Origin of the sequence: Aeromonas sp. QDB17, assembly GCF_027705305.1 — a bacterium.
Lineage (GTDB): Bacteria > Pseudomonadota > Gammaproteobacteria > Enterobacterales > Aeromonadaceae > Aeromonas > Aeromonas caviae.
Genome location: NZ_JAPDBP010000018.1, coordinates 71411 through 96807 on the forward strand (window position 1 = coordinate 71411; position 25397 = coordinate 96807).

Consider the following 25397-nt stretch of genomic DNA (forward strand, 5'->3'; position numbering starts at 1 on the left):
CAGTGATTGTTTGGACGGTTGCCAATCAGAAAGGTGGAGTCGGTAAAACTACCACGGTCGTCTCCCTGGCGGGCATTCTGGCCCAGCGTGGCCAGCGGGTACTGCTGATCGACACCGACCCACACGCCTCCCTGACCTCCTATCTCGATTTCGACTCGGACAGGTTGGAAGGCACCCTGTACGAGTTGTTCCAGGCGGCCAAACCCAGCGCAGAGCTGGTCAACCGGATGACCCTCAAGACCCGATTCGAGAACATCAGCCTGCTGCCCGCCTCGATTACCCTGGCCACGCTGGATCGGGTGATGGGCAACCGGGAAGGGATGGGGCTGGTGCTCAAGCGCGCTCTGCTGCGGGTGCAGGATCAGTTCGACTACGTGCTCATCGACTGTCCGCCGGTGCTGGGGGTGATGATGGTGAACGCGCTGGCGGCCTGCGATCGCATCCTGGTGCCGGTGCAGACCGAATTCCTGGCCCTCAAGGGGCTGGAGCGGATGATGAAGACCTTCGAGATCATGCAGCGCTCCAAGCGGGAGAAGTTCCGCTACACCATCATTCCGACCATGTTTGACAAGCGTACCCGCGCCTCCCTGATGACATTGCAGTCCATCAAGGAGCAGTATGGGGAGGCGGTGTGGAATGCGGTCATTCCCATCGACACCAAATTCAGGGATGCCAGTCTGGTGCACATTCCTCCCTCCATCTATGCACCGGGCAGCCGGGGCACCTATGCCTATGAGACCCTGCTCAACCATCTCGACGCGCTGGAGCGTCAACGGACCCAGGAGGTGATGCCGTGAGAGAGACCACCCAGGTTCGGGCCATGGACGACTATTTCCACTCCCTGCTGCTGGACGATGCCCTGCTGCGGGAAGATCCCGAAGACGAAGCACCGGCCCCTGCGTTGCAACGTCAGACCGTCGCCGTGCCGGAGGTGGCTGCCACCCCCTATCTTGAAGCCGATACCCGGCTGGCCCAGTTGAGCGAGCTGCTTGCCCAGGTGGGACAGGTCCAGTTCGAGATGGATGCCCTGAGCCACGAAGAGGTGCATGTCGAGCCATTCCAGCTCGAGGCGGAGGTGGTTTACAGTGAGCCTCTGGTCGCCCTGGCAGAGCCGGTGGTGGAAGCCGTGGCGGAGGAGGTCGAGCCCGTCGCCCTCGCAGTGGCGGAACCCGCACCCGCCCTCGGAGCGGCGCCCGCACCGTCGACCTGGGAGAACCTGGATACCGGCAACGAGTTTCAGGCGCTCTTCTTCGATGTGGCCGGGGTGACGTTTGCGGTGCCTCTGACCGAGTTGGGGGGCATCCATCAACTGGGGGAGGTGACGTCTCTCTTCGGCCAACCGGGCTGGTACAAGGGGATCATGACCTCCCGCGAACAGAAGATGAACGTGGTGGACACGGCCCAGTGGGTCATGCCGGGCCAGCATCTGGAGATGGACGATTACAAATATCTGATTATGCTGGGAGAATCACCCTGGGGATTGGCTTGTCACCAGTTGAAGGGCACAGAACTGCTGCACCGGGACCAGGTGAAGTGGCGCCATCAGGAGGGCAAGCGCCCCTGGCTGGCCGGCATGGTCAAGGAGAAGATGTGTGCCTTGCTGCACGTCAGGGAGCTCTTGCTGCTGCTAGGACGGGGCGTGAACATCGAAGGCCGCTGACAACATCGGCATCACCATGGTTTTATTGCTAATTTTACCCGTTGACGGGTTCATACAAGGATCAAGAAGATGACAGAGAAGCGCAATATTGCACAGAATCTGGCCGAAGACGAAGTGCTGCAGTGGGTGACCTTCCAGTTGGAAAACGAGACCTATGGCATCAACGTGATGCAGGTTCAGGAAGTGTTGCGCTACACCGAAATCGCTCCGGTTCCGGGTGCACCTGACTACGTGTTGGGTATCATCAACCTGCGTGGCAACGTGGTGACCGTCATCGATACCCGCTCCCGTTTTGGCCTGCCGGCCGGGGACGTGAGCGAGAACTCCCGCATCGTCATCATCGAGGCGGAGAAGCAGGTGATCGGCATCATGGTGGACAGCGTGGCCGAGGTGGTCTATCTGCGCTCCTCCGAGATCGATGCCGCCCCGGCGGTGGGCACCGAGGAGAGCGCCAAGTTCATCCAGGGCGTCAGCAACCGTGACGGCCAACTGCTGATCCTGGTGGATCTCAACAAGCTGCTCTCCGACGAAGAGTGGGAAGACATTGGTTCCCTGTAACAGGGACGGGAACGTGCGGACGGGGGCGATGGCACCTGTCCGCCTCCCTGTGACGGTAAGGTGATGGTTTGATGATTGAATTTGCAGCCTTGGGGTTGTCCTTGCTCGCACTGGTGCTGGCCCTTTACGGGATCCTGGGGCACCGTCGTCGCCAGCGAGAGTCCGAGGCCAGGGTGGAAGCGCTGCAGGGGCAGCTCGAGAGTCTGCGCAAGCAGATGATGGAGCTGCACACGGGCGCCATCGGCATGGGTCAGCGTCTGCAAGCCGCAGAAGGGGCCATGCAGAAGATCCACGACAGCCAGCAGGAGCTGACGTTGCAGGATCCGGAGCGCCGCCTCTACAGCCGCGCCGCCAAGATGGTGGAGCTTGGTGCCGATCTGGACGAGGTGATGAGCGAGTGTGAGTTGCCCCAGGCGGAAGCGGAGCTGCTTATTTCCCTGCGAAAGGGACGCAGCTGACGGATGTGTCGCGGGGAGGCCGGTGCCTCCCCGCTTTCTGTTCGGCCCGTAGCCACCTCTTTTTCGATGCCGGGACGGTGATAATCCTTTGGCATCAATCTCTTTGGTGGGGGCGCGATCTTCCCCACAAATCCTGTTGATTATTGGCATCTTTGAAAAGACGCCTCCGGATCCTGTGTTAAGATGCAGGCCGCCTCATTTTCAACGATTACATCCCCATGCTGCTTCAAGCGAACAATCTGAGCTGCGTGCGTGAAGATCGCACCCTGTTTGAACATCTCTCCTTCGCGGTGCGTGCCGGGGATTTGATGCAGATTGAGGGTCCCAACGGGGTGGGCAAGACCAGCCTGTTGCGCCTGCTCACCGGCCTCTCCCAGCCCTTTGCTGGCGAGGTGTGCTGGAATGGGGAGAATATCCGCCATTGCCGGGATGAATACCACGCCAGCCTGCTTTACCTGGGCCATCAGCCCGGCGTCAAGGCGACCCTGACCCCCCTTGAGAATCTCTCCTTCTACCAGAAGCTTCATGGCCCTGCCGGGGACGGCGTGGATCTCTGGCGGGTGCTGGCCCAGGTCGGCCTAGCCGGTTTCGAAGACTATCCCGCGGGGCAGCTCTCCGCCGGGCAGCAGCGACGGGTGGCGCTGGCCAGGTTGTGGCTGAGCGAGCGACCGGCGCTCTGGATCCTGGACGAGCCCTTCACCGCCATCGACAAGCAGGGGGTCAGGGTGCTGGAGCAGTTGTTCCTCGCCCATGCGGACAGGGGGGGCATGGTGGTCCTTACGACCCACCAGGATCTGACCCTGATGCAGGGGCGGCTCAAGACCCTCTCCCTGACCTCGCTGTTGCAGGAGTAGCCCATGCTGCGCGCCGTCATACACCTTATTCACCGCGAGTTGCTGATGGCCCTGCGCCAGCGCGCCGACATCTTCAACCCGCTCTGGTTCTTCCTCATCGTCATCACCCTGTTTCCATTGGGGATCGGGCCCGAGCCCCAGTTGCTGGCCCGCATCGCTCCCGGCATCATCTGGGTGGCGGCCCTGCTGGCGGCTATGCTCTCCCTGGAGCGGCTGTTTCGTGACGATTTCAGTGACGGCGCCCTGGAGCAGATGATGCTGATGCCCCATCCCCTGGGGTTGCTGGCCCTGGCCAAAGTGATCGCTCACTGGTTGCTGACCGGTCTGCCGCTGTTGCTGGTCTCCCCCTTGCTCGCCATCCTGCTCTCCCTGGAGCTGAAGACCTATCTGGCCGTGGTGGCCACCCTGGCGCTCGGTACGCCGGTGCTGAGCCTGCTCGGGGCGGTCGGAGTAGCGCTGACCGCAGGGCTGCGCAAGGGGGGCGTGCTGCTCAGCCTGTTGCTGCTGCCGCTCTATATTCCGGTGCTTATCTTCGCCACGTCCGCCATCGACGCGGCCAGCATGGGACTGCCCTATGCCGGTCAGCTCGCCATCCTGGGGGCCATGCTGGTGGGGGCATTGACCCTGACGCCCTTGGCCATCTCGGCGGCGTTGCGGGTGAGTGTCAACTGATTGATTTGGTGAAAAGATTTTCGTTTGAAGCCTTGTTAGGGGCGAGATAGTTGAGATAGATCAAGGGGATGGCTGCTTATTGCTTTCGGGGGATATGATGTTTTTCCCCCATGGGTATGGTAGCCCTCGCCACTTAAAAATTAATAACTGAAAGGTTTCGTGAGCTATGTGGAAATGGTTGCACCCTTATGCCAAACCCGAGCGCGCCTATGGGCTGGCCGGCACCCTGCTGCCCTGGTTTGCCGTGACAAGCCTGCTCGCCTTCATCATCGGCACCGTTTGGGGGCTGGCTTTCGCACCCGCCGATTACCAGCAGGGCGACTCTTTCAGGATCATCTATATCCATGTGCCCTCCGCCATCCTCTCCATGGGCGCCTACTCCACCATGGCGGTGGCCGCCTTCATCGGCCTGGTGTGGCAACTGCGCATGGCAGACATGACGGTGGCGGCCATCGCCCCGGTGGGGGCCGTCTTCACCTTCATCGCCCTCTTTACCGGCGCCGCCTGGGGCAAGCCCATGTGGGGCACCTGGTGGGTGTGGGATGCCCGGCTCACCTCCGAGCTCATCCTGCTGTTCCTCTATCTGGGTGTCATCGCCCTCTACAACGCCTTCAGCGACAAGGTAGTGGCGGGCCGCGCCGCCGGCATCCTGGCGCTGGTCGGGGTGATCAACCTGCCCATCATCCACTACTCGGTGGAGTGGTGGAACACCCTGCACCAGGGGGCCACCATCACCAAGTTTGACAAACCCTCCATCTCCCCCGAGATGCTGTGGCCGCTGCTCATCATGATCCTGGCGTTCGCCGCATTTCTCGGTGCCCTGACCCTGATGCGTTTTCGCAATGAGCTGCTGATGCGGGAGTGGCACCGCCCCTGGGTCGCCGACATCGCCAGGCAGGAGAAGTAAGCATGCACTTTGCCTCGTTCAGTGATTTCATGGCCATGGGAGGCTATGCCTTCTACGTCTGGCTCTCCTTCGGTCTGACCCTGCTCTGCCTGGTCGGCATCGTCATTTCCACCCGGTTGAAGACCCGCAGCCTGCTCGGCGAACTGCGCAACAAGCAGGCTCGGGAGGCTCGCCGCAAGGCGGCCCAGCAGATGGAGAACACCCTATGAACCCGCGCCGCAAGAAACGCCTCACCATCATCCTGGCCATCAGCCTGGGCCTTGCCAGCGTGACTGGCCTGGTGCTCTATGCCCTGAGCCAGAACATCGACCTCTTCTACACCCCGAGCGAGCTGGTGGAAGGGAAGGGGCCGGAGAAGATCAGGCCCGAGGAGGGGCAGCGCCTGCGCATCGGTGGCCTGGTGGTGCCGGGGTCTGTGGTGCGGGATCCCCAGAGCCTCAAGGTAGCCTTCAAGCTGGTGGACAACGGCGGCCATCTGGTGACGGTGGAGTTTGACGGCATTCTGCCGGACCTGTTCCGCGAGGGGCAGGGCATTGTCGCTCAAGGCACCCTCAAGGATGCCACCACGGTCGCCGCCTTCGAGGTGCTGGCCAAGCACGACGAGAACTACATGCCGCCGGAAGTGGCCGACGCCACCAACGGCATGCACTTCAAGCCCGAGTACACAGAGGCACAGTTGCAGGGAGCCAAGCAATGATGCCGGTATGCTCCAAGAATTCACTTCTTTATGCCGCCAAATCGGCAGGTTTCTCCGTGCAATCGAGAGGGAATAGTCAATGATCCCGGAATTAGGGCAGTTCTCACTGATCCTGGCCTTCGCCACCGCCCTGCTGCTGGGCAGTTACCCGCTGATCGGGGCCCATCTCGGCCGTCTTGGCATGATGTCGGCGGCCCGCCCGCTCGCCTACAGCCAGTTCCTGCTGCTGCTGCTGTCGTTTCTCTGCCTCACCTGGGCATTTATCGACAACGACTTCACCGTGCAGTACGTGGCCACCAACTCCAACAGCCTGCTGCCCCTGCAATACCGCATCTCGGCGGTGTGGGGAGCCCATGAGGGCTCGCTGCTGCTCTGGGTGCTGACCCTGGGGGGCTGGACGGCGGCGGTGGCCCTCTTCAGCCGCCGCCTGCCCCTGGATGCGGTGGCGCGGGTACTCGGGGTGCTCGGCCTTATCTCGGTGGGCTTCACCGCCTTCGTGCTGTTCACCTCGGATCCTTTCACCCGCACCCTGCCGTATTTCCCGGTGGACGGGCGGGATCTCAATCCGCTGCTGCAGGATCCCGGTCTCATCTTCCACCCCCCCATGCTCTACATGGGCTACGTGGGCTTCTCGGTGGCCTTCGCCTTCGCCATCGCCTCCCTGATGACGGGGCGTCTGGACGCCACCTGGGCGCGCTGGTCCCGTCCCTGGACCATGGCGGCCTGGGTCTTCCTGACGCTGGGCATCGTGCTCGGTTCCTGGTGGGCCTATTACGAACTCGGCTGGGGCGGCTGGTGGTTCTGGGACCCGGTGGAAAACGCCTCCTTCATGCCCTGGCTGGCGGGCACGGCCCTGCTCCACTCCCTCGCTGTGAGCGAGAAGCGCGCCACCTTCAAGGCCTGGACCGTGCTGCTGGCGCTCTCGGCCTTCTCCCTGAGCCTGCTCGGCACCTTCTTGGTGCGTTCCGGCGTGCTGGTGTCGGTCCATGCGTTTGCCTCGGACCCGACCCGGGGTCTGTTCATCCTGGGCTTCCTGCTGGCGGTGATAGGCAGCTCCCTGCTGCTGTTCGCCTTCAAGGGCTCCCAGGTGAAGAGCCACGGCAAGCATGAGCTGTGGAGCCGGGAGACCCTGCTCCTTGGCAACAACATCCTGCTGGTGGCGGGCCTGCTCACCGTGCTGCTCGGCACCCTGTTGCCCCTGGTGCACAAGGAGCTGGGGCTTGGCAGCATCTCCATCGGCACCCCCTTCTTCAACCACATCTACAGCTGGCTCATCATCCCCTTCGCCCTGCTGCTGGGGGTGGGCCCCCTGTTCCGCTGGCGCCGCCAGGATCTCGGTGAGCTCAAGGGCAAGGTGATGCTCGCCCTGGTGCTGAGCCTGGCCGCGGCTCTGCTGTTGCCCAAACTCTTTGCCGAGGCGTTCAAACCCTGGGCTGCGCTCGGTATCGGGCTTGGCGTCTGGATCATCGTCACCAGCGTGCAGGAGACCTGGGCGCGGGCCACCCACAAACACGGTTTTGCCACCGGCGTGCGCAAGCTTGGCAACAGCCACTGGGCCATGATCCTGGGGCACGTGGGGCTCGCGGTCAGCATCATCGGCATCGCCTGCACCCAGAACTACAGCATCGAGAAGGACCTGCGGATGCAGGCCGGCGATCGCGTCCAGTTCGCCGATTACGAGTTCGTCTTCACCGGCATCAAGGAGAAGAACGGCCCCAACTACGACGGTTTCAAGGGTGTGCTGGAAGTGCACCGGGATGGCAAGCAGGTTGCCCTGCTCAAACCTGAGAAGCGGATGTACACCGTGAGCCGCATGCCGATGACCGAGGCGGCCATCGATGCGGGGGTTACCCGGGATCTCTATGCGGCGCTCGGCGAGCAGCTCGACAACGGCGCCTGGGCGGTACGGATCTACTACAAGCCCTTCGTGCGCTGGATCTGGTTCGGCGGCGTCTTCATGGCCCTCGGCGGCGTGCTGGCCATGCTGGACAAGCGCTACCGCTTCGGACGTCGTGACGAGGAGGCCAAGGCATGAGCAAGAAGACCTGGCTCTATCTGCTGCCCTTCATCATCTTCCTGATGGGGGCCGTGTTTCTGTTCAAGGGGCTCTACTCCGATCCCACCAAGCTCGAATCCGTGATGGTGGACAAGGAGGTGCCCGTGTTCACCCTGCAGGACATCTATGACCTGGGCAAGCAGCACGACAGGAGCATCCTCAAGGGGCGCCCCATGCTGCTCAACGTCTGGGCCACCTGGTGCCCGACCTGTTACGGGGAACACACCTACCTCAAGGAGTTGGCGGGGCAGGGGATCTACATCGTCGGCATGAACTACAAGGACGAGCGTGACAAGGCCATCAAGTGGCTGGCGGAGCTTGGCAACCCCTACCAGATCAACCTCTACGATCCGGACGGCATGCTGGGGCTGGATCTCGGTGTCTATGGCGCGCCCGAGACCTTCTTCATCGACAGCCAGGGTATCATCCGCTATCGCCACGTGGGGGACATCAACCCAGACGTCTGGGCCAGTACCCTCAAACCCATCTTCGATGCCATGAAGTGAGGCCTCCCCGATGAAAACACTGATTGCATCCCTGTTGCTGCTGGCCGGTCTCGTCTGCGCCGGACAGGCCCGCGCCGCCATCGATGTCTACACCTTCGAGAGCGACGCCCAGGAGCAGACCTTTCGCGAGCTGACTAAGGAGCTGCGCTGCCCCAAGTGCCAGAACCAGGACATCGCGGATTCCAACGCCGGGCTCGCCAAGGATCTGCGGGACAAGACCTACCAGATGGTGCGCGAGGGCAAGGAGAAGCAGGAAGTGGTGGACTACATGGTGGCCCGCTACGGCAACTTCATTCTCTATGATCCCCCCCTGATGGCCTCGACCCTGATCCTCTGGCTTGGCCCCTTGCTGGTCATCGTGATTGGCGTCGTCACCGTGGTGGTGCGAAGCCGCCGCCATGCCCCTGCTCCCTTGCAACAGCCTGAAGGCACCCTGAGTGCAGAAGAGCAGGCCAGGCTGTCCGCCCTGCTCAAAGAGGAAGAGAAACCATGACCCCATTCTGGATACTGGGTGCGGCCCTGCTGGTGCTGGCGAGCCTGGCGCTGATCGTGCCGCTGTGGCGCGGCGAGGGCAGGCAGAGCATCAGTCGCTCGGCCCTCAACAAGCAGCTCTATCGCCAGCGCCTGCTGGAGATAGGGGAGGAGCGGGAGCAGGGGATACTGGCGGAGGAGCCGGAATCCCTGGTGGAGCTGCAGCGCAGCCTCCTGGACGACATTCCCGACGTGGAGCAGACCGCCCGTGGCGGCAAGAGCCTGATCTGGATCCCCGGTGTGCTGGTGCTGGCGGTGGTGAGCATCGGCCTCTACGCCAAGCTCGGCGCCTGGCAGGAGGTGAGCCGCTGGCAGGATGCCAGCAGCCGGTTGGGGGAGCTCAGCAATCGCATCCTGGTGGAGCGTGATGCCCGGGTGACCGAGCAGGATCTGCTGGACTTCACCCTGGCCCTGCGAACCCGGCTAAAAGAAGAACCGAACGACTACCGTGGCTGGCTGCTGCTGGGGCGCCTGACCCTGGATGGCAATGATCCCGAGATGGCCCGCGAGGCGCTGGAGCGTGCCTACGTCCTCGCGCCCCAGAAGGCCATGGTGGCGGTGCCCTATGCCCAGGCCCTGATGATGACGGGGGAGGAAGCCCGTGCGGATCAACTGTTGCAGGCGGTTATTACCGAGGACCCGGCCAACATCGAGGCTCGCTCCGTCCACGCCTTCATGGCCCTGCAAAAAGAGGATTTCCAGACCGCCCTCGACCGCTGGCAGGGGATGTTGCCGCTGCTGGAGCCGGGCTCGGCCCGCTACACCATGGTGGAGCGCTCCATGGAGTACGCCAGGCAGCAGCTTGGCCAGCGTGGCATCGCCGTGACTACCCCGTCTGCCGAAGGCCAGGCACAAGCCGAGGTGCTGGCGGTGAAAGAGGGGGAGTTCCCCCTGCACATCACCCTGGCGCCGGGCATCAAGATGCCGGAAGATGCCCATCTGTTCGTCTTTGCGGTGATCCCCAACGGTCCGCCCATGCCCATCGCGGTCAAGCGCATTGCAGGCCCGCATCTCCCGCTCACCCTCTCCCTGGGGGACGGGGATGCCATGATGGAGGGGAGCAAGCTGGCGGCCCATGCCGAGCTGCAGTTCAAGGCGCGCCTCTCCCGGGGCGGCAACGTCATGAACAAGGAAGGCGCCTTTGAAGGGGTTTCGGTCACCGTGCCGACCAGCACCATCCCCACAGCGCCGATTGACATCCGCATCGATCACGCCCTCTAATACGCTTTTGGCCCACCCCTTGGGGTGGGCCCCCTGTATAATTCATATCAATACCCAAAAAAATCTTAGGACTTTCATATGTATCTGCGTTCAGGAGCATTGGCGGTGGCATTGCTGCTCGCGGGCTGTGCGGGCGGCCCTCCCAAGCCGGGCCCGGAGAGCCTGGATCTCGGCGAGACCCCGAGCCGCCCCGGGGCATCCAGCACGGCCAGCGATCCTCGCGACCCCTTCCAGGGGCCCAACCGTGCCATGTGGGCCGTCAACTATGACGTGCTGGAGCCCTATGTGGCGCGCCCCGTGGTACACGGCTATGCCCGCTATGTTCCGCAAGGGGTGAGGGACAGCATCGAGAATTTCGTGGACAACTTCGACGAGCCGAGCAGCATGGTAAACCACCTGCTGGTGGGTGATCTGAAAGGGGCCGGTACCAACCTGGGCCGCTTCACCCTCAACACCACTGTGGGCCTGCTCGGTCTGTTCGACGTGGCCAAGCATGCGGGCCTGGCTCGCAACACGTTGGAGATGGACACCGTGCTCGGCAAGGCCGACATCGGGGATGGCGCCTATCTGATGGTGCCGGTCTACGGTCCCACCACCACCCGGCAACTGGTTGGGGATACCATCGATACCATCTACTTCCCCTATGCCCTGCTGACCTTCCCGCTGAAGGTGGTGCACTGGGCGCTGGATGGCCTCGGTACCCGCTCCAAGCTGATCGATCAGGAGCGCATCATCGACAACGCGCTGGATCCTTACGCCCTGACCAAGGACTTCTACTTGCAGTACAACGATGGCAAGGTGACGGGCCGCAAACCCGAGCTCCAGGAGCAGAAGCCAGAGGCGGCGGATGATGGCAACCTCGACGATTACATGGACGAGATAGACCAGTAAGCACGGTCATCTTCCACAAGGCGCCTGCGGGCGCCTTTGTTGTCGATGGCAGGTGTTCGACCATAAAAAACGCCCCGCAAGTGCGGGGCGTTTTGGCAAGAAAGGCTTATCAGGCAGCCAGGTTCTTGGCCACGAATTCCCAGTTGACCAGGGCCCAGAAGGTTTCCATGTACTTCGGACGCAGGTTGCGGAAATCGATGTAGTAGGCGTGTTCCCACAGGTCGACGGTCAGCAGCGGGGTGGTACCGGCTTCGGTCAGCGGGCAACCGGCGTTGGAGGTGTTGACGATGGCCAAGGAGCCGTCAGCCTTTTTCACCAACCAGGTCCAGCTGGAGCCGAAGTTGCCGATGGCAGACTTGGTGAACGCATCTTTGAACTCGGCGAAGGAGCCGAAGGCCTTGGTGATGGCATCGGCCAGAGCGCCAGTGGGCTCGCCACCGCCGTTCGGGGAGAGGCAGTGCCAGTAGAAGGTGTGGTTCCAGATCTGGGCAGCGTTGTTGAAGACGCCACCAGTGGAGGTCTTGATGATCTCTTCCAGAGACTTGCCTTCAAACTCGGTACCCGGCACCAGGTTGTTCAGGTTGACCACGTAGGTGTTGTGGTGCTTGCCATGGTGGTATTCCAGAGTTTCCTGGGAGATGTGCGGTTCCAGAGCATTGATTGCATAGGGCAGAGCGGGAAGTTCGAAAGCCATTTTCTACTCTCCATTGGCTGGTCCGTGCGAAGGCGACGGTTGCAAGACATTGCGTACTCTTTTCTATCTTGAAAAGAATTGTTCTTGAAATGAGGGGGCCAGACGGCCCAAAGCCCGTCGATTGTAGCAGTATCAAAGATGGGCGAACAACCCTTGATTCTTGCCATGATCCGGATCAAGCTGCGGCGTATTGATGCATGACTTCTTTCATTCGCAACGGTTTGCCAGTTTGTGGTCTGCCCGGATTGCAGTAGAATGGCCGCCGAAATCGCTCCAGTGAGGCATTTATGGAAACTATTGAAAAGATCAAACAGCAGTTGGCTGAGAATCCCATCATCCTCTACATGAAGGGATCCCCCAAGCTGCCCAGCTGCGGTTTCTCTGCCCAGGCCTCCCAGGCCCTGATGTCCTGCGGCGAGCCTTTCGCCTATGTCGACATCCTGCAGAACCCGGACATCCGCGCCGAGCTGCCGAAATTCGCCAACTGGCCCACCTTCCCGCAACTGTGGGTCGAGGGCGAGCTGGTCGGTGGTTGCGACATCATGATCGAGATGTTCCAGGCCGGCGAGCTGCAGACCCTGATCAAGGAAACTGCCGCCAAGCACAAGCAGGATGACGCTGCCGCCGAATAAGGCCGCATCCATACCATGCAAAAAGGGGAGCCATTGGCTCCCCTTTTCTTTGTGCCCACGACAGACATCAGGCGATGCGTTCGAGGCGCGCCATGTAGAAGCCGTCGAAGCCGGTCTCGGCCGGGCTGACGTTGTGATCGCCGATCAGGCGGAAGTGCTCGTTGGCGGCGAGGAACTTGTCCACCTGCTGGCGGTTCTCCTCGGGCAGGATGGAGCAGGTGGCGTAGACCAGCAGGCCGCCCACCTTCACCATCTGGCTGTAGCGCTGCAGGATCTCCTCTTGCAGGGCGACCAGCACCGGCAGGCGCTCGGCGGTGTCGCGCCACTTGGCATCCGGGTTGCGCTTGAGCACGCCAAGGCCGGAGCAGGGGACGTCCAGCAGCACGCGATCGGCGCTTTCTTTCAGGCGCTTGACGGTCTTGCTGCTGGTGATGACCCGGGTCTCCACGTTGTGGGCACCGGCGCGGCGGGCGCGCTGCTTGAGGTTCTCCAGTTTCCACTCTTCCACGTCCATGGCCAGCAGACGGCCCTTGCCCTGCATCATGGCGGCCAGGTGCAGGGTCTTGCCGCCGGCACCGGCACAGGCGTCGATGACCCGCATGCCGGGCTTGACGTCGAGGGCCGCGGCCACCAGCTGGGAGCCGGCATCCTGCTGCTCGAAGCAGCCATCGGCAAAGGCCTGGGTACGGAACAGGGCGGCGTCCGAGGTCACTTGCAAGGCGGTCTCCACTCCGTCGACGGGCACTGTGGTGACATGCTCTTTGGCCAGCATGGCTTGCAGCTCGTCCCGGGTGCACTTGAGGGTGTTGACCCGCAGGTAACGCTTGGGCATCCAGGCCAGGGCGGCACGCTCGGCCGGCCAGGCGTCGCCCAGTTGCTCGCTGCCGAGTTTTTCCAGCCAGGCAGGGCAGCCGTCCATCAGCACGGGGTTCTTCTTGGCCTCGGTCAGGCGGCGGCGGAACGCCTCCTCGTTGAAGCGATCCAGGGTCGGGTGGTTGGGCTGATCTATCTTGTGGAAGGCGTGCCAGCTGTGCAGCAGCGGCCAGACATTCTTCTCCGCCTGACGGACCTGGATGCCGGTGAGGAAGCAGTAGAGGCTGAGGCGGCGCAGCAGATCGCCGGTGACCAGGGCAATCCTTGCCTGTTCTTGCGGTTTGAGTTCGATGCCGGAGAAGTGACGGGCATAGGCGCGGTCGAGGGTAAGACCCTGACCCAGCACATCGTCAACGATGGCAACGACCAGATCCCCGAAACGGGGCAACAGTGGGGACTTGAGCATGAGATTAACCTTGGCCAAAGAAAGAGTGAACCGGCCCCGTCGAAGAGGGGTTCTGGAACGGACAAATCCGCGCCATGATAGGGGCTAGTCTGCATTGGTGCAACCTTCCCCATTCGGGGAATGTACAGAGGATGTTGCTGGACTAATCGGACCAGCGGGCAAATGATGCCGTGGCAGTTCAGGTGAATCCGTTTAAAAAGGAATTAAAAAGATGCAGTTGATGAAATATTCTCCGCTGGCGGTGCTGGTGGCGGGTCTGATGACGTCCGGCAACCTGATGGCCGGCGAGTGGCATACGGTCACGGCGCGGGCCACCGCCGCCGATGGGTACGAGGTGAGGGCCAGCCAGTATCGCATCGTCACCGTCTCCACCGATTACCTGGCTGCCCTGAAGGGGGGCGAGCGCCGCCTGACCCTGCCCCTGCCGGATGGCAAGGAGGTGACCTTCAGCCTGCAACCCTATGATCTGCTGCCGGCGGATCTGGCCGCCAAATATCCCGATATCCTGGCCTTCAAGGGGTACAACGAAGCGGCGCCGGGCGAGACCGGGCGCTTCGATCTCGGTCCCCAGGGATTCCACGCCATGTTCAGCCATGAAGGGAAGATGGTGTTCGTCGATCCCCTTCGCAATGGGGAAGGCTATGCCGTCTATTACCAGCAGGATGCCCACAGCCGGCTGGAAGAAGAGGCGGACAAGGTGATCGGGGGCGGGGCCAAAAAGCTGGCCCGCCAGGTGCTGGTGGATGGCAACGAGCGCAAGCGTTATGTCATCGCCATCTCGGCGGCGGGGGAGTATACCCAGTATCACGGTGGTACCGTGGAGGCGGGTCTTGGCGCCATCACCACCCTGCTCAACCGGGTCAACGAGGTCTACCAGCGTGACGTGGCGGCCGAATTCCAGCTCGCCAGCGGCAACGACACCATCATCTTCACCGACGTGGCGAACGATCCCTTCAACAATGATGACGGCGATATCGATGCCAACATGCAGGTGCAGGCCGATGCCCTGACCAAGGGGCTGGGGGCCTTCGACATCGGCCATGTGGTCAACACCGGTGGCGGCGGCCTGGCGGGACTGGGCGTACTCTGCACCCCTGACAAATCGGCGGGGATGACGGGCTCCTCCGAACCGGTGGGGGATGCCTTCTTCATCGACTACGTAGCCCACGAGATCGGTCACCAGTTCGGAGCAGACCACACCTTCAACGGCACCACAGGCAGCTGTGGTGGCGGCAACCGGGAGGCAAGCCAGGCCTGGGAGCCGGGCAGCGGCAGCTCCATCATGGCCTATGCGGGGATCTGCGGAGACGAAGATCTGCAGCCCCACAGCGAGCCCTATTTCCACAGCAAGTCCATCGAGCAGATGCGGGCCCACATGGCCACGGAGCCAAATTGCGGCACCCCGTTGGCGCTGGTCAACAATGCGCCCCAGGTGGCGGCAGGCAATGACTACGTCATCCCAGCCAACACCCCCTTCGTGCTCAAGGGGGCGGGGGCCGATCTTGACAGCGATCCGCTGAATTACACCTGGGAGCAGATCGATCTGGGGACGGAGTCGAGCAGCCCGGCCACCATGGTGGACGACGGCAGCCGCCCGCTGTTCCGTTTCGTGGCGCCGACCAGCGTGCCGGAGCGCACCCTGCCGAGTCTCACCTCCCTGCTCACCAACACCCTGGCGATAGGGGAGGCCTGGCCTGCCACCAACCGGGACTTGAACTTCCGCCTCACGGCGCGGGACGGCAAGGGCGGTGTCGCCAGCGATGACATGACGATCCAGGTGGTCAACACCGGCAAGGCCTTTGCCCTGACCAGCCCGGTGGTGACCCCCCTGGGGGCGGGCAAGACGCAGACCATCAGTTGGGAAGTGGCCGGCACCAATGCCGCCCCCATCAACTGCAGCAAGGTGGATCTCTTCATGACCCGGGACGAGGGGGCAAACTGGACTTCCCTTGCCAGCGGCAAACCCAACTCGGGCTCGGCGAGCGTCACCATCCCGGCGGGCAAGGATGGCACTGCCCGCTTGAAGGTGGCGTGCAGCGACAACATCTTCTTCGCCATCAGTCCCCTCAAGCTCTCGGTCACCCAGCGCGGTGAAGAGGGGGGAAGCGGTGGCGGCGGTGCCCTCGGCTTCTGGACCCTGGCTCTGGCGTTGCTGGGCTGGCAGCGGAGGCGGGCATGAGACTGGCCGGGGTGCTGCTGCTCACCCTGCTCGGCGGTTGTCAGGCCGATGCAGACACCCTGGATCAGGCGGTCAGCGCCAGCCTCGCCAGGCAGGATTACCGGCTGATCGTGCGGGCCGGGCGCGGCGAGGTGGCGCCCGGGATCGCGGCGGATCAGCAGGCGGCGGCCAAGGCCCGCTGTGGCGTGCGCTATCTCGACGGATTCGGGGATGTCATCAAGCCGGATCAGAAGGAGGCCCACGCCAGGCTGAGCGCCTATGCGGCGGACTACAACCGGCGCATGCTGGCCCATTGCCCGCCGATTGACGGCAAGCAGTAGGCTGACGGTCATCGGCATAAAGAGGGAGGCATGAGCCTCCCTCTCTTTTTGCTCCGCCATTTGGCCGCCCCGAGGCTTGTACCCATGGCGCGCTCGTCGCACAATGCCTGCACCCATCGCCGCACGGGCGGCAGAGAAAGAGAGAAGGAAAATCAAGATGATGGATGTGGCTGATCTGCGTCGCGAATACACCAGGGGTGGACTGCACCGGGCCGATCTGCCGGCCGACCCCCTCGCCCTGTTCGAGAAGTGGCTGGCCCAGGCGTGCGAGGCCAGACTGACCGATCCCACCGCCATGGTGGTGGGCACCGTGGATGCTGATGGTCAGCCCTGGCAGCGCACCGTGCTGCTCAAGCACTACGATGCCGAAGGCATGGTGTTCTACACCAACATGGGCAGCCGCAAGGCGCATCAGCTGGAGGGCAACCCCCGCATCAGCCTGCTCTTCCCCTGGCACACCCTAGACAGACAGGTGCACGTGACCGGCCGGGTGGAGAAGATGAGCACCTTCGAGGTGATGAAGTATTTCCACAGCCGTCCCAAGGACAGCCAGATCGCCGCCTGGGTCTCCAAACAGTCGACCCGCATCTCGGCCCGTGGCGTGCTCGAGGCCAAGTTCCTCGAACTCAAGCAGAAGTTTGCCAATGGCGAGGTGCCGCTGCCGAGCTTTTGGGGTGGTTTCCGGGTGCGCATCGACACCGTCGAGTTCTGGCAGGGCGGGGAGCATCGTCTGCACGATCGCTTCTATTACACCCGCGAGGGGGACGGCTGGCACATCGAGCGCCTGGCGCCCTGATGAACATCGCCCGGCTCAAGAACTTCATCGAGATAGTGAAGAACAACTTCAACATCTCGGCGACGGCGGAGAAGCTCTATACCTCCCAGCCGACCCTCAGCAAGCAGATGAAGATGCTGGAAGAGGAGCTGGGGCTGGCGCTGTTTACCCGCAAGGGCAAGAACCTGGCGGGCCTGACCCCCATGGGGGAGCAGGTGATGGAGCTGGCCAGGGGAGTGGTGGCCCAGGTGGAGCAGATTGGTCAGCTTTCCCTCGGGGATCAGCTGGCCACCAGCGGGGTGCTGCGCATCGCCACCACCCACACCATGGCCCGCTACAAGCTGCCGGCGGTCATTACCGAATTCTCCCGCCGCTACCCCGAGGTGAGCATCCAGCTGCATCAGGGAGCTCCTGCCCAACTGGCGCAGATGGCGCAAAACGGGGATGTGGAGATGGCCATCGCCACCGAGTCCATGCACCTGTTCGACGAGCTGGCGACCGTGCCCTGCTATCGCTGGGGGCGCAGCGTGGTGGTGCCCCACGGCCATCCGCTGCTGGACTGCCAGCCGCTGGCCATGGCGGATCTGGCCCGGTATCCCCTCATCACTTATGTGTTCGGTTTCACCGGCCGATCCAAGATGGACAAGGCGTTCGGACGCCATGGCCTCAGCCCCCGCATCGTGCTGACAGCCACCGACAGCGACATCATCAAGCACTATGTGCGCCTGGGGATGGGGGTCGGGGTGATCGCCACCTCGGCGTTCGACGAAGGGGACAGGGAGAGCCTGGTCTGCCTCAACATCGATCATCTGATCGCCTCGAGCGTGGCCCATGTGTGCCTGCGCAGGCACGCCCACCTGCGGGACTACATGTACGACTTCATCCACCTCTATGCCCCCCATGTGAGCCGGGAGACGGTGCAGCTGGCGCTGCTCAACCAGGGAACGCCCGCCCCGTCTGCGACCCTGCCCTGGCTCTGACGCCGAGACATAAAAAAGAGAGGCCGTCGGCCTCTCTTTGCATTGCTATCCCCTTGTATTGACCCCTCAGGCGGCTCGGGTCGCCAGATTGACGAAGATCTGGGCTCCCACCAGCAGGCAGTCGTCGTCCAGGTAATAGGGGTTCGCGTGCAGGTAGTTGCAGATCCCCTTGGCCTGGTTGCCGCTGCCGAGGAAGAACATGGCCCCCATGCGGCTTGGCGTGGCGTTGATCATGTAGCTGAAGTCCTCGCTGCCGGTCATGGGCTGGCCCTTTGCGTTGATCCCGTCGCTGGACAACACATTCGAGGCGGCTTGTTGCAGGCGCTCGCAGGCCTGGGGGTGGTTCTCCACTGCCGGGTAGCCGGCATGGACCATGGTGGTCTTGAAGCCGCGCAGCTCGCTCTGGGCGATGATGTCCCTGAAGCTGTTTTTCAGGATCTGGTCGGTTTCGGCATCCATGGCGCGGATGGTGCCACGGGCCTGCACATGATCGGCGATGGCGTTGGGAATGGTGCCGCCGTTGATCATGCCGCAACCAAAGACCGCCGGGCTGAACGGGCTGGTGCGCTTGGCGACGATGTAGTCCATGTCCTCGATGATCCGCACCGCCTCCCGGATGGCATCCAGCCCCTTGTGGGGGGTGGAGCCGTGGGCGGAGATGCCGTGCACATCAAGCGTCCAGGCAGACCCCCAGGAGGACATGACCCCCTGGTTGAACTTGATGGTGCCCGTTTCCATGGCGCCGTCGTTGTGCAGGGCATAGACCTCGTCCACCCCCTTCATGCAGCCAAGCTCAACCATCTTTTCGGCACCGGGGACGCGCATGTCCTCTTCCGCCATCTGGAAGATGAAGCGGACGTTGTAGCGCAGGCGCTCGCGGTTGGCGGCCAGAAACCTGGCGGCGGTCAGAGCGATCGCCATGTGGGAGTCGTGGCCGCAGTTGTGGGCCATCCCCTCATGGGTGGATTTGAACGCCACCTCGCTCATGTCGTGCATCTCCAGGCCATCCATGTCGGCACGAAAGGCAATGGTGGGCAGGGCAGGGCCGACCGCCAGATCCCCGTGAAAACCGGTGAAACCGGGATACAGGGTGATCCTGTAGCCGAACTCTTCCATCAACCCACGGCAGTAGGCAGAGGTCTTGAACTCGGCCCCGGAGTATTCCGGGATGCGGTGCAGGTGGTGGCGCACTTCGTAGCTGAAGTCGCGCAGGGCCAACAGGTCAGGTTCGATATGGTAGTGGTTCATCAGATGATCCCTTGAATGGAGAAACCGAGCTGGGCAACCAGGGAGGCGCCAAAGAAGCAGCAGGTGGAGACGATCATGAAGATGAGGATCACCTTCCACGACATCTTCTTGAGCTCCTCCAGCTGACCGCCCACCGAGAGGCCGGCGAAGGCCAGGAGCGGCACGCAGCAGGAGAGGAAGGAGATCTTGGCCACGGCATCGATGAAGAGGCCGCGCACCGGGGTCTCGGGCAGGCAGATGAGAATGCCGATGATGGTGGCATAGGCAAAGGCTGGCAGGGAGGAGGGCAGATAGCGCTTGGTCACCAGGGAGGCGAACACCACCAGGGACATGGCGACGAAGCTGTCCCCCATCTGCCACAGCGGCAGGCCCGAGGTCAGGGTCTGGGTGAACATGGCCAGCAGGATCGCCAGGAAAACGAAGCGCATATCCATCACGATGCTTTTCATGCTTTCTCTCCTTTGGCGGTCAGGGCATAGATTTTTTCAGCGAGCGGCAGACCCAGATAGGTGAGGGAGAGCGCCCCCAGGGCCGACGAGAGCAGGTTCGAAGCGGCGGCGATGCTGAGCACCTGCTGGGCCATCGCCTCGTCCAGGCCGTTGATGAGGGCACCGGAGGCGGCGCTCAGCATGGAGCCGGATCCCACGCCGGAACCGGCGGCCAGGGCCAGGGGATGCAGCCCCGTGAGGGGGGCGATGCTGCCGAGCACGCTGAACCAGAGGGTGCCGATGACGGAGCCGCACAGGTAGATGGCGAGCACGCCGATGTACTCCTGGGAGCCGGTGCCGAACTTGCCCTGGATCACCGCGACCGAGGGTTCACGGCTGATGGAGGAGCAGGCCCCGATGGCGCGGCGGCCAAAGCCGAACTTCACCGCCAGCGGAATGGCGATGAGGATGGGCAGGAGGTTGCCTATCTCTTGCAGGAAGAGCGGTACGCCGACGCTCAGGATCATCTTGAGGTTGGGGATGATCATCCCCGCATACTGGGTCCCGAGGATCAGCAGGCTGAAACCCACCATCTTGCCGCAGAAGCCCTCTTCTCGCTCGGTGAAGAGCCTCTTCCAGCCGGGAATGCGATCCTTGACGGGCTTGGCGGAGACGATCATGCCGATGATGACGGCAAAGAGCATGGGCAGGATGGGGATGATGGCGATGCCGAGTCTGATCTCCTGCTTCCCGATGAGGGATTGGGCCACGAAGATCAGCAGGGCGGTCGCCAGGGTACTGACTACTACCGTTTTGAGTGGGCTGGTTGGCTGCATAGTGTGTTCTCTTGTTATCCGTTGTCCTTCATGGGCGTCTTTGGTCACGCCATGATGGGGGCATGATAGGAAGCGAGGAGGGAAAGGAATGTGACCGCCATCAAGTCAGCCATATGGCATTTTTTCATGGGGTATGCCGTTTAACCATGGTAAACATATGGTTTAACAACTCATTGGCAGCTGCTTATGCTGCCTCAGACAGGAGTGTGGTGCCGCCCGGGCACCCGGTGCCTGATCCGGGGGGGCGGATGTGGGGGAAGGAATGGATCTGTTGATCGAGGGTGCGCTCTGGCGCCCCTCCTGGCAAGCGGCGTTGCAGGCCTGGCAGCACCGGGGAAACCGCTGGTGGCTGCTGCTTGGCAAAGGGGAGGCGAGGGAGATGGCACCCTGGTCGGTCAGCCCGCCAGATGGCATTCTCCTTGCCCGCGACCTGCTTGCCGCTTGGCTGGGGGAGGCAGCCTCCCCGCTGATGGCGACACAGCCGGACCGGCAGATCCTGATCGCTGCCTCCGGCTCCCTGCTGACCCTGGCCAGAGAGAGCGGCTTGCTCACCCTGGGGCCCGTGGGGGCGGATCACCGCCTCGGTTCCGATGACGACCTCGGGGTTGCCCTGCAACGCCTGCTTGCCCGCCGCCTGATGACCCCGGTGCTGCGCGAGCCTGGCGGGCAGGACGCGCTGGTGCTGCGCCCCCTGCTGCCCGGCGATGAGAGCGCCATCCTGCGTTATTGTTCGGATGCGGCGCTCGCCCGCTATACCCTCAACATCCCCCACCCCTATTCGCCGGAGGCGGCGCGGGACTGGCTTGCCCTGAGCGGGCGCAAGGCTGCTCTCGGGCTGGGATGCACCTGGGCCCTGACTCTGCCCCAGGGGCGTGAAGACGAGCCCGCTCCCCTGGTCGGCTCTCTCTCCCTGCACTGGCACGGGGAGCTGGCATGGTGGGTCGGCGTGCCCTGGCAGAACAGGGGGCTGGCCACCCGGGCCGCGAGCCTGGTCAGGGCGTTTGCCTTCGAGCAGTGGCACCTGCCTGCCCTCACCGCCCGCCACATGCCGGGCAACCTCGCCTCAGGCCGGGTGATGGAAAAGACTGGCATGCACCATGACGGGCGTCGGCCAGATCCGGCCGATGGCGCCCTCGAGCTCGATCACTGGCGGCTGGATCGCCCGGCGCGCCTGACGGATGCACGCAAAGAGGCGCTGGCCCCCTGGCTGGATGACGAGGAGGTGGTCGTGGCCATACTGCACGGTGAGGGGGTGGCGCTCTTCATGGCGGGGGAGACGACAGAGGGCGAGCAGACACTCAGCGGGCTGACGGTGCGGCGCTATCCCTGGCCATGCTGGCGCCAGAGGCGCCCGGGGTGCAGGCCCATGGTGGTGGCGCCCTGCTCAAGGAGTGCGGGGATCTGGGCCTCGCCTATCTGCGGCGATTGCGACAGCCTGACGACGGACGCTGATGGCTTGCGCAAGGGCGGTCATCGCGAAGCCTGGTGCGGGGTTTGTCAGGCGTTTTCCTGAGTCCGTCCTCCCATTTTCAGACAAAGGCAGTGAAGTGGCGCACCACTTCTGTGGAATAATGGCCGCCCTGCTGTACGAGGAGTAACGCTGTATGTTGAGAACCGAGCGTCCCGGCGACATGCTGCCAGTCTATGAGCTGGTGAGTGCCGCCTTTGGTCGTCCCGACGAGGCCGAACTGGTCAACCGCCTGCGAGAATGTGGGGCCGCCGTGGTCACCATGGTCGAGGAGGAAGAGTACGAGTTCATGGGGCACCTGATGCTGAGCCCGATCACCATTGAGGGACAGGAAGGGCCCTGGCTGGGACTGGCACCCGTGGCCGTGCATCCCGACTGGCAGGGGCAGGGCATTGGCTCGGATCTGGTGCGGGAAGGGCTGGACACGGCACTGGAGATGGACTGGAAGGCGGTGGTGGTGCTCGGGGATCCTGCCTACTACGCCCGTTTCGGCTTTCGGCCTGCCAGCGACTTCGGCCTGCACTGCATCTACGAGGTGCCGACGGAGTGTTTCATGGCGATGGAGTTGCAACCCGGCGGGCTCGACGGGGTGAGGGGCGAGGTGCTCTATCACCCCCTGTTCGATGAAGAGCCGGTGGAGTGATCGCCTGCCCATCCATGAAAAAGGACCCTGAGCGGGTCCTTTTTCATGGCATGCCCATCGCTTGAATGGACGTCACTGGGCCAGGGATTTCAGCTGCTGCTTGCCCGGCGGGTTGTTCCAGTCGATGGGGCCGTGGGTGAAACGGTACTGAAGCCTTGGCAGACTCAGTTCCAGCCACTCCTCCCGGAAGTAGGCATAGCCCTGGTCCCAGTCCGGATCCTGCGCCCAGCCGGTCTGCAGGAAGTGGAGCCGGGTGCCCTGGCCCTCCGGCACGAAGCGCAGGCTGACCTGGGTCTTCTGCTGACGAATGTGGGGAAACTGGGGAGGGAAATTCCAGCTGAAGCTGAGCAGATCATGGGGCATGACCGCCATCACCCGGCACCCTTCGCTGCCACGCTCGCCGAGCGGAGCATCGGGTCTGAAATAGATCTCGAACGGTCCGTTGGGTTCCGGGACCATGAGGCACTCCGGCGCCAGAAAACTGCGCAGCCCGCTCTCCGTGGTCCAGGCCCGCCAGACATCGTCAATGTGGGCGGGTACCAGAATACTGCCTTCAATTTGCTTGTTATCCATAAATCAGTGAACCTCAAACCAGTCATGGACGGGACCTCGGCAGTATAGCCCCTGAGGCGATAAAATAGGCAGCCCTGTGTCACACGGTTACGTATTCAAGAGGGTCCACATTGCCGATTTGACAGCGCGGCGGGATCCATCGAGAGTGGGAAGCGACAAGCACGCAACGCAAGGATGGTGTCATGATCAGAATGATGACGGAAGCTGACGAGCCCATGCTGGCGCAGCTCTTCCTCAAGGGAAGGCGCCAGGCCTTCCATTGGGTTGATCCCGCCCTGTTCCGGCTCGAGGATTTTGCCGAGCAGACCCGGGGCGAGGAGATCTGGGTGGCGGAGAAAGGGGGCAGCCCGTGCGGATTCGTCTCCATCTGGGGGGCCGAGAGCTTCGTGCATCATCTCTACGTGGTGGCGGACTGGCACGGGCAGGGCATGGGGCGGGCCTTGCTTGCCGCCGGCTTGGCCGGATACCCTTCCCCGGCCTCCCTCAAGGTGGCCATGCGCAACACCACGGCGATGGCTTTCTATCATCGCCTGGGCTGGGAGAACACCGAAGAGACGGGTCATTGCGACATCACGGGGCCCTGGCGCAGGCTGGTCCTGACGCCCGATGACGCAGGGGAATAAGCCGCTGGCAGACTGCGGCAACCGCACCGCATATTCATCTTCAGCCCTGGCAGGGCATACAAAAGCCACTTCGCGGGAAGTGGCTCTTCAACACATCCGGGGGAGGGCAGACCTTCCCCCGCTCAACCGATGATCACAGGGCCGCCACGGCCTCTCTTACCAGGGCGGCCAGCTCTTCCCACCTGCCCTCGTCGATGAGCTTGGCCGGCACCATCCAGGTGCCGCCGCAGGCGATCACGGCATTCAGCCCCAGATACTCCTTCAGATTGGCCGGCGTCACGCCGCCGGTGGGCATGAAGCGCACCGGATAGACGGCGCCCAGGGCCTTGAGCATGGCGATGCCGCCAGACTGCTCGGCCGGGAAGAACTTGAGGTGGCGCAGCCCCATCTCCATGGCCTGCTCCACCAGGCTGGGGTTGTTGACCCCGGGGATGATGGTGACGTTCTTGTCCAGGCAGTACTGCACCGTGGTCGGGTTGAAGCCGGGGCTGACGATGAAGTCGGCGCCCGCCGCAACGGCCGCATCCACCTGCTCGCGGTTGAGCACGGTGCCGGCCCCGATCAGCAGATCCGGATAGGCCGCACGCATCTGGCGGATGGCCTCTGCGGCGGCGGGGGTGCGGAAGGTCACCTCGGCGGCGGGCAGGCCATTTTCCACCAGCACCCGGGCGAGAGGGACGGCCTGGGCAGCATCTTTCAGCGCGATGACGGGGATCACCTTGAGGGCTTCGAGGCGGGGGATGAGATCAGACATGGTGCGTTTCCTTGAGTGATGGCATGTGGGAGGGGGGAATGATGGCCCCCGGATACTGGATGACGGCCGCCGCCAGGCGGTGGCCTGCCCGGGCGGCGTCGGCGACGTCGGCCCCTTGCAGGCGTGCGGCGAGATAACCGGCGCTGAAGGAGTCGCCCGCCGCCGTGGTGTCGATCACCTGTTCGGCGGACAACCGCAGGGCGGCGATTTCGATCCGCTGCGCTGCCGTGACCACCAGGCAAGGCTCAGAGCCGCGCTTGACGACGATCTCGCCCACCCCGAAGCCCTGGCTGCGGGCGAGGCAGGTTTCGACCTCCGCGTCGCCCCAGAGCGCCTGCTCGTCATCCAGGGTCAGCAGGGCGATGTCCGCCAGGCGCAGGATGGCGGTGTAGGCCTCTTTGGCGGTCTCCTTGTCTTGCCAGAGGCGGGGGCGGTAGTTGTTGTCAAAGGCAATTCTGGCCCCCCGGGCGCGCGCTGCGGCGAGCCCTTCCAGCAGGCGCTGGCGCGAGGCGGGCGGCAGTATGGCCAGGCTGATGCCGCTCACGTAGACAAGATCGCACTGGCCCAGGGCGGTGAGAATGGCCTCGCCCTCGGGTTGCGCCAGCCAGTAGCGGGCGGCGGCGTCGCTGCGCCAGTAGGTGAACGAGCGCTCGCCGTCGGCCGCGGTGTCGATGAGATAGAGACCAGGGGCCTTGTCTGCCAGGCGCTGCACCCAGTCGGTGTGGATGCCCTCTTGCTGCCAGGCGGCCAGCATCTGGCTGCTGAACCCGTCCTGGCCGAGGGCCGTGACATAGTGCACCGCGAGCGCCTGGCTCCCCAGGCGGGCGAGATAGAGGGCGGTGTTGAGGGTGTCGCCCCCGAAACCTTGTGCCAGCAGGCCTTGTCCGGCTCGGCGCAGCTCCACCATGCATTCGCCGATGACGGCTATCTGTCGGGTCATGGTTTCGACTCCTT

At 63.3% G+C, this 25397-nt stretch carries 30 protein-coding genes; 22 read left to right on the top strand and 8 right to left on the bottom strand.

Translation table 11 applies throughout. The features are described from left to right. The first annotated feature begins 2 nt into the window (after window positions 1–2). The 14 genes from OKC41_RS15435 (at window position 3) to OKC41_RS15500 (ending at window position 11011) form a co-directional block, all read left to right on the top strand. Window positions 3–797 carry a ParA family protein gene (locus tag OKC41_RS15435; RefSeq protein WP_010673940.1) on the top strand — a complete coding sequence of 265 codons (795 nt, stop codon included), beginning with the start codon at window positions 3–5 and terminating at the stop codon, window positions 795–797. After that, window positions 794–1660, top strand: coding sequence for a chemotaxis protein CheW (locus tag OKC41_RS15440; protein ID WP_270672139.1), 867 nt, complete (start codon window positions 794–796; stop codon window positions 1658–1660). The genes OKC41_RS15435 and OKC41_RS15440 overlap by 4 nt, the downstream gene beginning before the upstream one ends. A gap of 69 nt (window positions 1661–1729) precedes the next feature. After that, window positions 1730–2218 carry a chemotaxis protein CheW gene (locus tag OKC41_RS15445; RefSeq protein ID WP_010673942.1) on the top strand — a complete coding sequence of 163 codons (489 nt, stop codon included), beginning with the start codon at window positions 1730–1732 and terminating at the stop codon, window positions 2216–2218. Between the two features lie 71 nt (window positions 2219–2289). Beyond that, a complete protein-coding gene (locus OKC41_RS15450; RefSeq protein ID WP_010673943.1) occupies window positions 2290–2676 on the top strand; it encodes a DUF2802 domain-containing protein in 387 nt (128 codons plus the stop codon). Window positions 2677–2894: 218 nt separating this feature from the next. Further along, window positions 2895–3530 carry a cytochrome c biogenesis heme-transporting ATPase CcmA gene (gene ccmA / locus OKC41_RS15455; protein ID WP_039039903.1) on the top strand — a complete coding sequence of 212 codons (636 nt, stop codon included), beginning with the start codon at window positions 2895–2897 and terminating at the stop codon, window positions 3528–3530. Between the two features lie 3 nt (window positions 3531–3533). Then, entirely contained in the window at window positions 3534–4202 is a 669-nt protein-coding gene (gene ccmB, locus OKC41_RS15460; RefSeq protein WP_010673945.1) for a heme exporter protein CcmB, read from the top strand. Window positions 4203–4368: 166 nt separating this feature from the next. Beyond that, window positions 4369–5109, top strand: a complete 741-nt coding sequence (locus OKC41_RS15465; RefSeq protein ID WP_010673946.1) for a heme ABC transporter permease — start codon at window positions 4369–4371, stop codon at window positions 5107–5109. 2 nt (window positions 5110–5111) lie between these two features. Further along, window positions 5112–5318 carry a heme exporter protein CcmD gene (gene ccmD / locus OKC41_RS15470; RefSeq protein WP_039039901.1) on the top strand — a complete coding sequence of 69 codons (207 nt, stop codon included), beginning with the start codon at window positions 5112–5114 and terminating at the stop codon, window positions 5316–5318. Next, window positions 5315–5806: a cytochrome c maturation protein CcmE gene (gene ccmE / locus OKC41_RS15475; RefSeq protein ID WP_039039900.1), complete on the top strand. Its 492-nt coding sequence runs from the start codon at window positions 5315–5317 to the stop codon at window positions 5804–5806. Before ccmD ends, ccmE begins: the two co-directional genes overlap by 4 nt. A gap of 79 nt (window positions 5807–5885) precedes the next feature. Then, a complete protein-coding gene (locus OKC41_RS15480) occupies window positions 5886–7841 on the top strand; it encodes a heme lyase CcmF/NrfE family subunit (RefSeq protein WP_041212639.1) in 1956 nt (651 codons plus the stop codon). Next, window positions 7838–8368 (top strand): DsbE family thiol:disulfide interchange protein, encoded by a 531-nt coding sequence (locus OKC41_RS15485; RefSeq protein WP_010673950.1) that lies wholly within the window; start codon window positions 7838–7840, stop codon window positions 8366–8368. The genes OKC41_RS15480 and OKC41_RS15485 overlap by 4 nt, the downstream gene beginning before the upstream one ends. Before the next feature lie 10 nt (window positions 8369–8378). After that, on the top strand, window positions 8379–8861 hold the full coding sequence (locus tag OKC41_RS15490) for a cytochrome c-type biogenesis protein (RefSeq protein WP_039039897.1): 483 nt from the start codon (window positions 8379–8381) through the stop codon (window positions 8859–8861). Further along, window positions 8858–10120, top strand: coding sequence for a c-type cytochrome biogenesis protein CcmI (gene ccmI / locus OKC41_RS15495; protein ID WP_201894302.1), 1263 nt, complete (start codon window positions 8858–8860; stop codon window positions 10118–10120). Before OKC41_RS15490 ends, ccmI begins: the two co-directional genes overlap by 4 nt. 78 nt (window positions 10121–10198) lie before the next feature. Further along, window positions 10199–11011 (top strand): VacJ family lipoprotein, encoded by an 813-nt coding sequence (locus OKC41_RS15500; RefSeq protein ID WP_029314176.1) that lies wholly within the window; start codon window positions 10199–10201, stop codon window positions 11009–11011. A gap of 109 nt (window positions 11012–11120) precedes the next feature. On the opposite strand, the gene sodB is transcribed toward OKC41_RS15500, so the two are convergent. After that, window positions 11121–11705 (bottom strand): superoxide dismutase [Fe], encoded by a 585-nt coding sequence (sodB, locus tag OKC41_RS15505; RefSeq protein ID WP_010673954.1) that lies wholly within the window; start codon window positions 11703–11705, stop codon window positions 11121–11123. Between the two features lie 287 nt (window positions 11706–11992). On the opposite strand from sodB, the gene OKC41_RS15510 reads away from it, so the two are divergent. Then, window positions 11993–12337 carry a Grx4 family monothiol glutaredoxin gene (locus OKC41_RS15510; RefSeq protein WP_010673955.1) on the top strand — a complete coding sequence of 115 codons (345 nt, stop codon included), beginning with the start codon at window positions 11993–11995 and terminating at the stop codon, window positions 12335–12337. 67 nt (window positions 12338–12404) lie between these two features. On the opposite strand, the gene OKC41_RS15515 is transcribed toward OKC41_RS15510, so the two are convergent. Further along, window positions 12405–13616, bottom strand: a complete 1212-nt coding sequence (locus OKC41_RS15515; protein WP_010673956.1) for an RsmB/NOP family class I SAM-dependent RNA methyltransferase — start codon at window positions 13614–13616, stop codon at window positions 12405–12407. Between the two features lie 211 nt (window positions 13617–13827). Between OKC41_RS15515 and OKC41_RS15520 the strand changes: the two genes are divergently transcribed. From OKC41_RS15520 to OKC41_RS15535, 4 genes are all read left to right on the top strand, one after another. After that, complete coding sequence (locus OKC41_RS15520; protein WP_201894301.1) at window positions 13828–15795, top strand: reprolysin-like metallopeptidase; 1968 nt, start codon at window positions 13828–13830, stop codon at window positions 15793–15795. Then, a complete protein-coding gene (locus OKC41_RS15525) occupies window positions 15792–16115 on the top strand; it encodes a hypothetical protein (protein ID WP_128313477.1) in 324 nt (107 codons plus the stop codon). The genes OKC41_RS15520 and OKC41_RS15525 overlap by 4 nt, the downstream gene beginning before the upstream one ends. A gap of 157 nt (window positions 16116–16272) precedes the next feature. After that, the gene (pdxH, locus tag OKC41_RS15530; protein WP_201894300.1) at window positions 16273–16911 is read left to right on the top strand and encodes a pyridoxamine 5'-phosphate oxidase; all 639 of its coding nucleotides are present in this window, start codon (window positions 16273–16275) and stop codon (window positions 16909–16911) included. Further along, complete coding sequence (locus OKC41_RS15535) at window positions 16911–17870, top strand: LysR substrate-binding domain-containing protein (RefSeq protein WP_201894299.1); 960 nt, start codon at window positions 16911–16913, stop codon at window positions 17868–17870. The genes pdxH and OKC41_RS15535 overlap by 1 nt, the downstream gene beginning before the upstream one ends. Before the next feature lie 66 nt (window positions 17871–17936). Here OKC41_RS15535 and OKC41_RS15540 read toward each other — a convergent pair whose 3' ends face one another. From OKC41_RS15540 to OKC41_RS15550, 3 genes are read right to left on the bottom strand one after another with little or no spacing between them, the layout of a single operon-like run. Then, a complete protein-coding gene (locus tag OKC41_RS15540) occupies window positions 17937–19118 on the bottom strand; it encodes a M20 family metallopeptidase (protein WP_201894298.1) in 1182 nt (393 codons plus the stop codon). Next, complete coding sequence (locus OKC41_RS15545; RefSeq protein ID WP_042016367.1) at window positions 19118–19567, bottom strand: hypothetical protein; 450 nt, start codon at window positions 19565–19567, stop codon at window positions 19118–19120. Before OKC41_RS15545 ends, OKC41_RS15540 begins: the two co-directional genes overlap by 1 nt. Then, window positions 19564–20382: a DUF3100 domain-containing protein gene (locus OKC41_RS15550; RefSeq protein ID WP_010673963.1), complete on the bottom strand. Its 819-nt coding sequence runs from the start codon at window positions 20380–20382 to the stop codon at window positions 19564–19566. The genes OKC41_RS15545 and OKC41_RS15550 overlap by 4 nt, the downstream gene beginning before the upstream one ends. A 262-nt stretch (window positions 20383–20644) precedes the next feature. Here OKC41_RS15550 and OKC41_RS15555 point away from each other — a divergent pair, with 262 nt between their 5' ends. After that, a complete protein-coding gene (locus OKC41_RS15555) occupies window positions 20645–21895 on the top strand; it encodes a GNAT family N-acetyltransferase (RefSeq protein WP_201894297.1) in 1251 nt (416 codons plus the stop codon). A 91-nt stretch (window positions 21896–21986) separates the two neighbouring features. Then, complete coding sequence (locus OKC41_RS15560) at window positions 21987–22493, top strand: GNAT family N-acetyltransferase (protein ID WP_010673966.1); 507 nt, start codon at window positions 21987–21989, stop codon at window positions 22491–22493. Window positions 22494–22565: 72 nt separating this feature from the next. On the opposite strand, the gene OKC41_RS15565 is transcribed toward OKC41_RS15560, so the two are convergent. After that, on the bottom strand, window positions 22566–23066 hold the full coding sequence (locus tag OKC41_RS15565; RefSeq protein ID WP_010673967.1) for an SRPBCC domain-containing protein: 501 nt from the start codon (window positions 23064–23066) through the stop codon (window positions 22566–22568). 182 nt (window positions 23067–23248) lie between these two features. Between OKC41_RS15565 and OKC41_RS15570 the strand changes: the two genes are divergently transcribed. After that, window positions 23249–23689 carry a GNAT family N-acetyltransferase gene (locus OKC41_RS15570; protein ID WP_041212649.1) on the top strand — a complete coding sequence of 147 codons (441 nt, stop codon included), beginning with the start codon at window positions 23249–23251 and terminating at the stop codon, window positions 23687–23689. Window positions 23690–23822: 133 nt separating this feature from the next. On the opposite strand, the gene OKC41_RS15575 is transcribed toward OKC41_RS15570, so the two are convergent. Further along, window positions 23823–24443 carry a bifunctional 4-hydroxy-2-oxoglutarate aldolase/2-dehydro-3-deoxy-phosphogluconate aldolase gene (locus OKC41_RS15575; RefSeq protein ID WP_213319573.1) on the bottom strand — a complete coding sequence of 207 codons (621 nt, stop codon included), beginning with the start codon at window positions 24441–24443 and terminating at the stop codon, window positions 23823–23825. Further along, complete coding sequence (locus tag OKC41_RS15580; protein ID WP_128342906.1) at window positions 24436–25383, bottom strand: sugar kinase; 948 nt, start codon at window positions 25381–25383, stop codon at window positions 24436–24438. The genes OKC41_RS15575 and OKC41_RS15580 overlap by 8 nt, the downstream gene beginning before the upstream one ends. Window positions 25384–25397 lie beyond the last annotated feature (14 nt).

What these genes read in the sequence shown, in the direction of transcription:
- ccmD (WP_039039901.1), top strand. Translation starts at nt 5,112, where the DNA reads ATGCACTTTGCCTCGTTCAGTGATTTCATGGCCATGGGAGGCTATGCC.
- OKC41_RS15485 (WP_010673950.1), top strand. Translation starts at nt 7,838, where the DNA reads ATGAGCAAGAAGACCTGGCTCTATCTGCTGCCCTTCATCATCTTCCTG.
- OKC41_RS15525 (WP_128313477.1), top strand. Translation starts at nt 15,792, where the DNA reads ATGAGACTGGCCGGGGTGCTGCTGCTCACCCTGCTCGGCGGTTGTCAG.
- pdxH (WP_201894300.1), top strand. Translation starts at nt 16,273, where the DNA reads ATGATGGATGTGGCTGATCTGCGTCGCGAATACACCAGGGGTGGACTG.
- OKC41_RS15490 (WP_039039897.1), top strand. Translation starts at nt 8,379, where the DNA reads ATGAAAACACTGATTGCATCCCTGTTGCTGCTGGCCGGTCTCGTCTGC.
- OKC41_RS15450 (WP_010673943.1), top strand. Translation starts at nt 2,290, where the DNA reads ATGATTGAATTTGCAGCCTTGGGGTTGTCCTTGCTCGCACTGGTGCTG.
- OKC41_RS15555 (WP_201894297.1), top strand. Translation starts at nt 20,645, where the DNA reads ATGGATCTGTTGATCGAGGGTGCGCTCTGGCGCCCCTCCTGGCAAGCG.
- OKC41_RS15545 (WP_042016367.1), bottom strand. Translation starts at nt 19,567, where the DNA reads ATGAAAAGCATCGTGATGGATATGCGCTTCGTTTTCCTGGCGATCCTG.
- OKC41_RS15565 (WP_010673967.1), bottom strand. Translation starts at nt 23,066, where the DNA reads ATGGATAACAAGCAAATTGAAGGCAGTATTCTGGTACCCGCCCACATT.
- OKC41_RS15560 (WP_010673966.1), top strand. Translation starts at nt 21,987, where the DNA reads ATGTTGAGAACCGAGCGTCCCGGCGACATGCTGCCAGTCTATGAGCTG.
- OKC41_RS15570 (WP_041212649.1), top strand. Translation starts at nt 23,249, where the DNA reads ATGATCAGAATGATGACGGAAGCTGACGAGCCCATGCTGGCGCAGCTC.
- ccmB (WP_010673945.1), top strand. Translation starts at nt 3,534, where the DNA reads ATGCTGCGCGCCGTCATACACCTTATTCACCGCGAGTTGCTGATGGCC.
- OKC41_RS15465 (WP_010673946.1), top strand. Translation starts at nt 4,369, where the DNA reads ATGTGGAAATGGTTGCACCCTTATGCCAAACCCGAGCGCGCCTATGGG.
- ccmI (WP_201894302.1), top strand. Translation starts at nt 8,858, where the DNA reads ATGACCCCATTCTGGATACTGGGTGCGGCCCTGCTGGTGCTGGCGAGC.
- OKC41_RS15535 (WP_201894299.1), top strand. Translation starts at nt 16,911, where the DNA reads ATGAACATCGCCCGGCTCAAGAACTTCATCGAGATAGTGAAGAACAAC.
- OKC41_RS15500 (WP_029314176.1), top strand. Translation starts at nt 10,199, where the DNA reads ATGTATCTGCGTTCAGGAGCATTGGCGGTGGCATTGCTGCTCGCGGGC.
- OKC41_RS15515 (WP_010673956.1), bottom strand. Translation starts at nt 13,616, where the DNA reads ATGCTCAAGTCCCCACTGTTGCCCCGTTTCGGGGATCTGGTCGTTGCC.
- OKC41_RS15580 (WP_128342906.1), bottom strand. Translation starts at nt 25,383, where the DNA reads ATGACCCGACAGATAGCCGTCATCGGCGAATGCATGGTGGAGCTGCGC.
- OKC41_RS15575 (WP_213319573.1), bottom strand. Translation starts at nt 24,443, where the DNA reads ATGTCTGATCTCATCCCCCGCCTCGAAGCCCTCAAGGTGATCCCCGTC.
- OKC41_RS15550 (WP_010673963.1), bottom strand. Translation starts at nt 20,382, where the DNA reads ATGCAGCCAACCAGCCCACTCAAAACGGTAGTAGTCAGTACCCTGGCG.
- OKC41_RS15510 (WP_010673955.1), top strand. Translation starts at nt 11,993, where the DNA reads ATGGAAACTATTGAAAAGATCAAACAGCAGTTGGCTGAGAATCCCATC.
- ccmE (WP_039039900.1), top strand. Translation starts at nt 5,315, where the DNA reads ATGAACCCGCGCCGCAAGAAACGCCTCACCATCATCCTGGCCATCAGC.
- sodB (WP_010673954.1), bottom strand. Translation starts at nt 11,705, where the DNA reads ATGGCTTTCGAACTTCCCGCTCTGCCCTATGCAATCAATGCTCTGGAA.
- OKC41_RS15540 (WP_201894298.1), bottom strand. Translation starts at nt 19,118, where the DNA reads ATGAACCACTACCATATCGAACCTGACCTGTTGGCCCTGCGCGACTTC.
- OKC41_RS15445 (WP_010673942.1), top strand. Translation starts at nt 1,730, where the DNA reads ATGACAGAGAAGCGCAATATTGCACAGAATCTGGCCGAAGACGAAGTG.
- OKC41_RS15480 (WP_041212639.1), top strand. Translation starts at nt 5,886, where the DNA reads ATGATCCCGGAATTAGGGCAGTTCTCACTGATCCTGGCCTTCGCCACC.
- OKC41_RS15520 (WP_201894301.1), top strand. Translation starts at nt 13,828, where the DNA reads ATGCAGTTGATGAAATATTCTCCGCTGGCGGTGCTGGTGGCGGGTCTG.
- ccmA (WP_039039903.1), top strand. Translation starts at nt 2,895, where the DNA reads ATGCTGCTTCAAGCGAACAATCTGAGCTGCGTGCGTGAAGATCGCACC.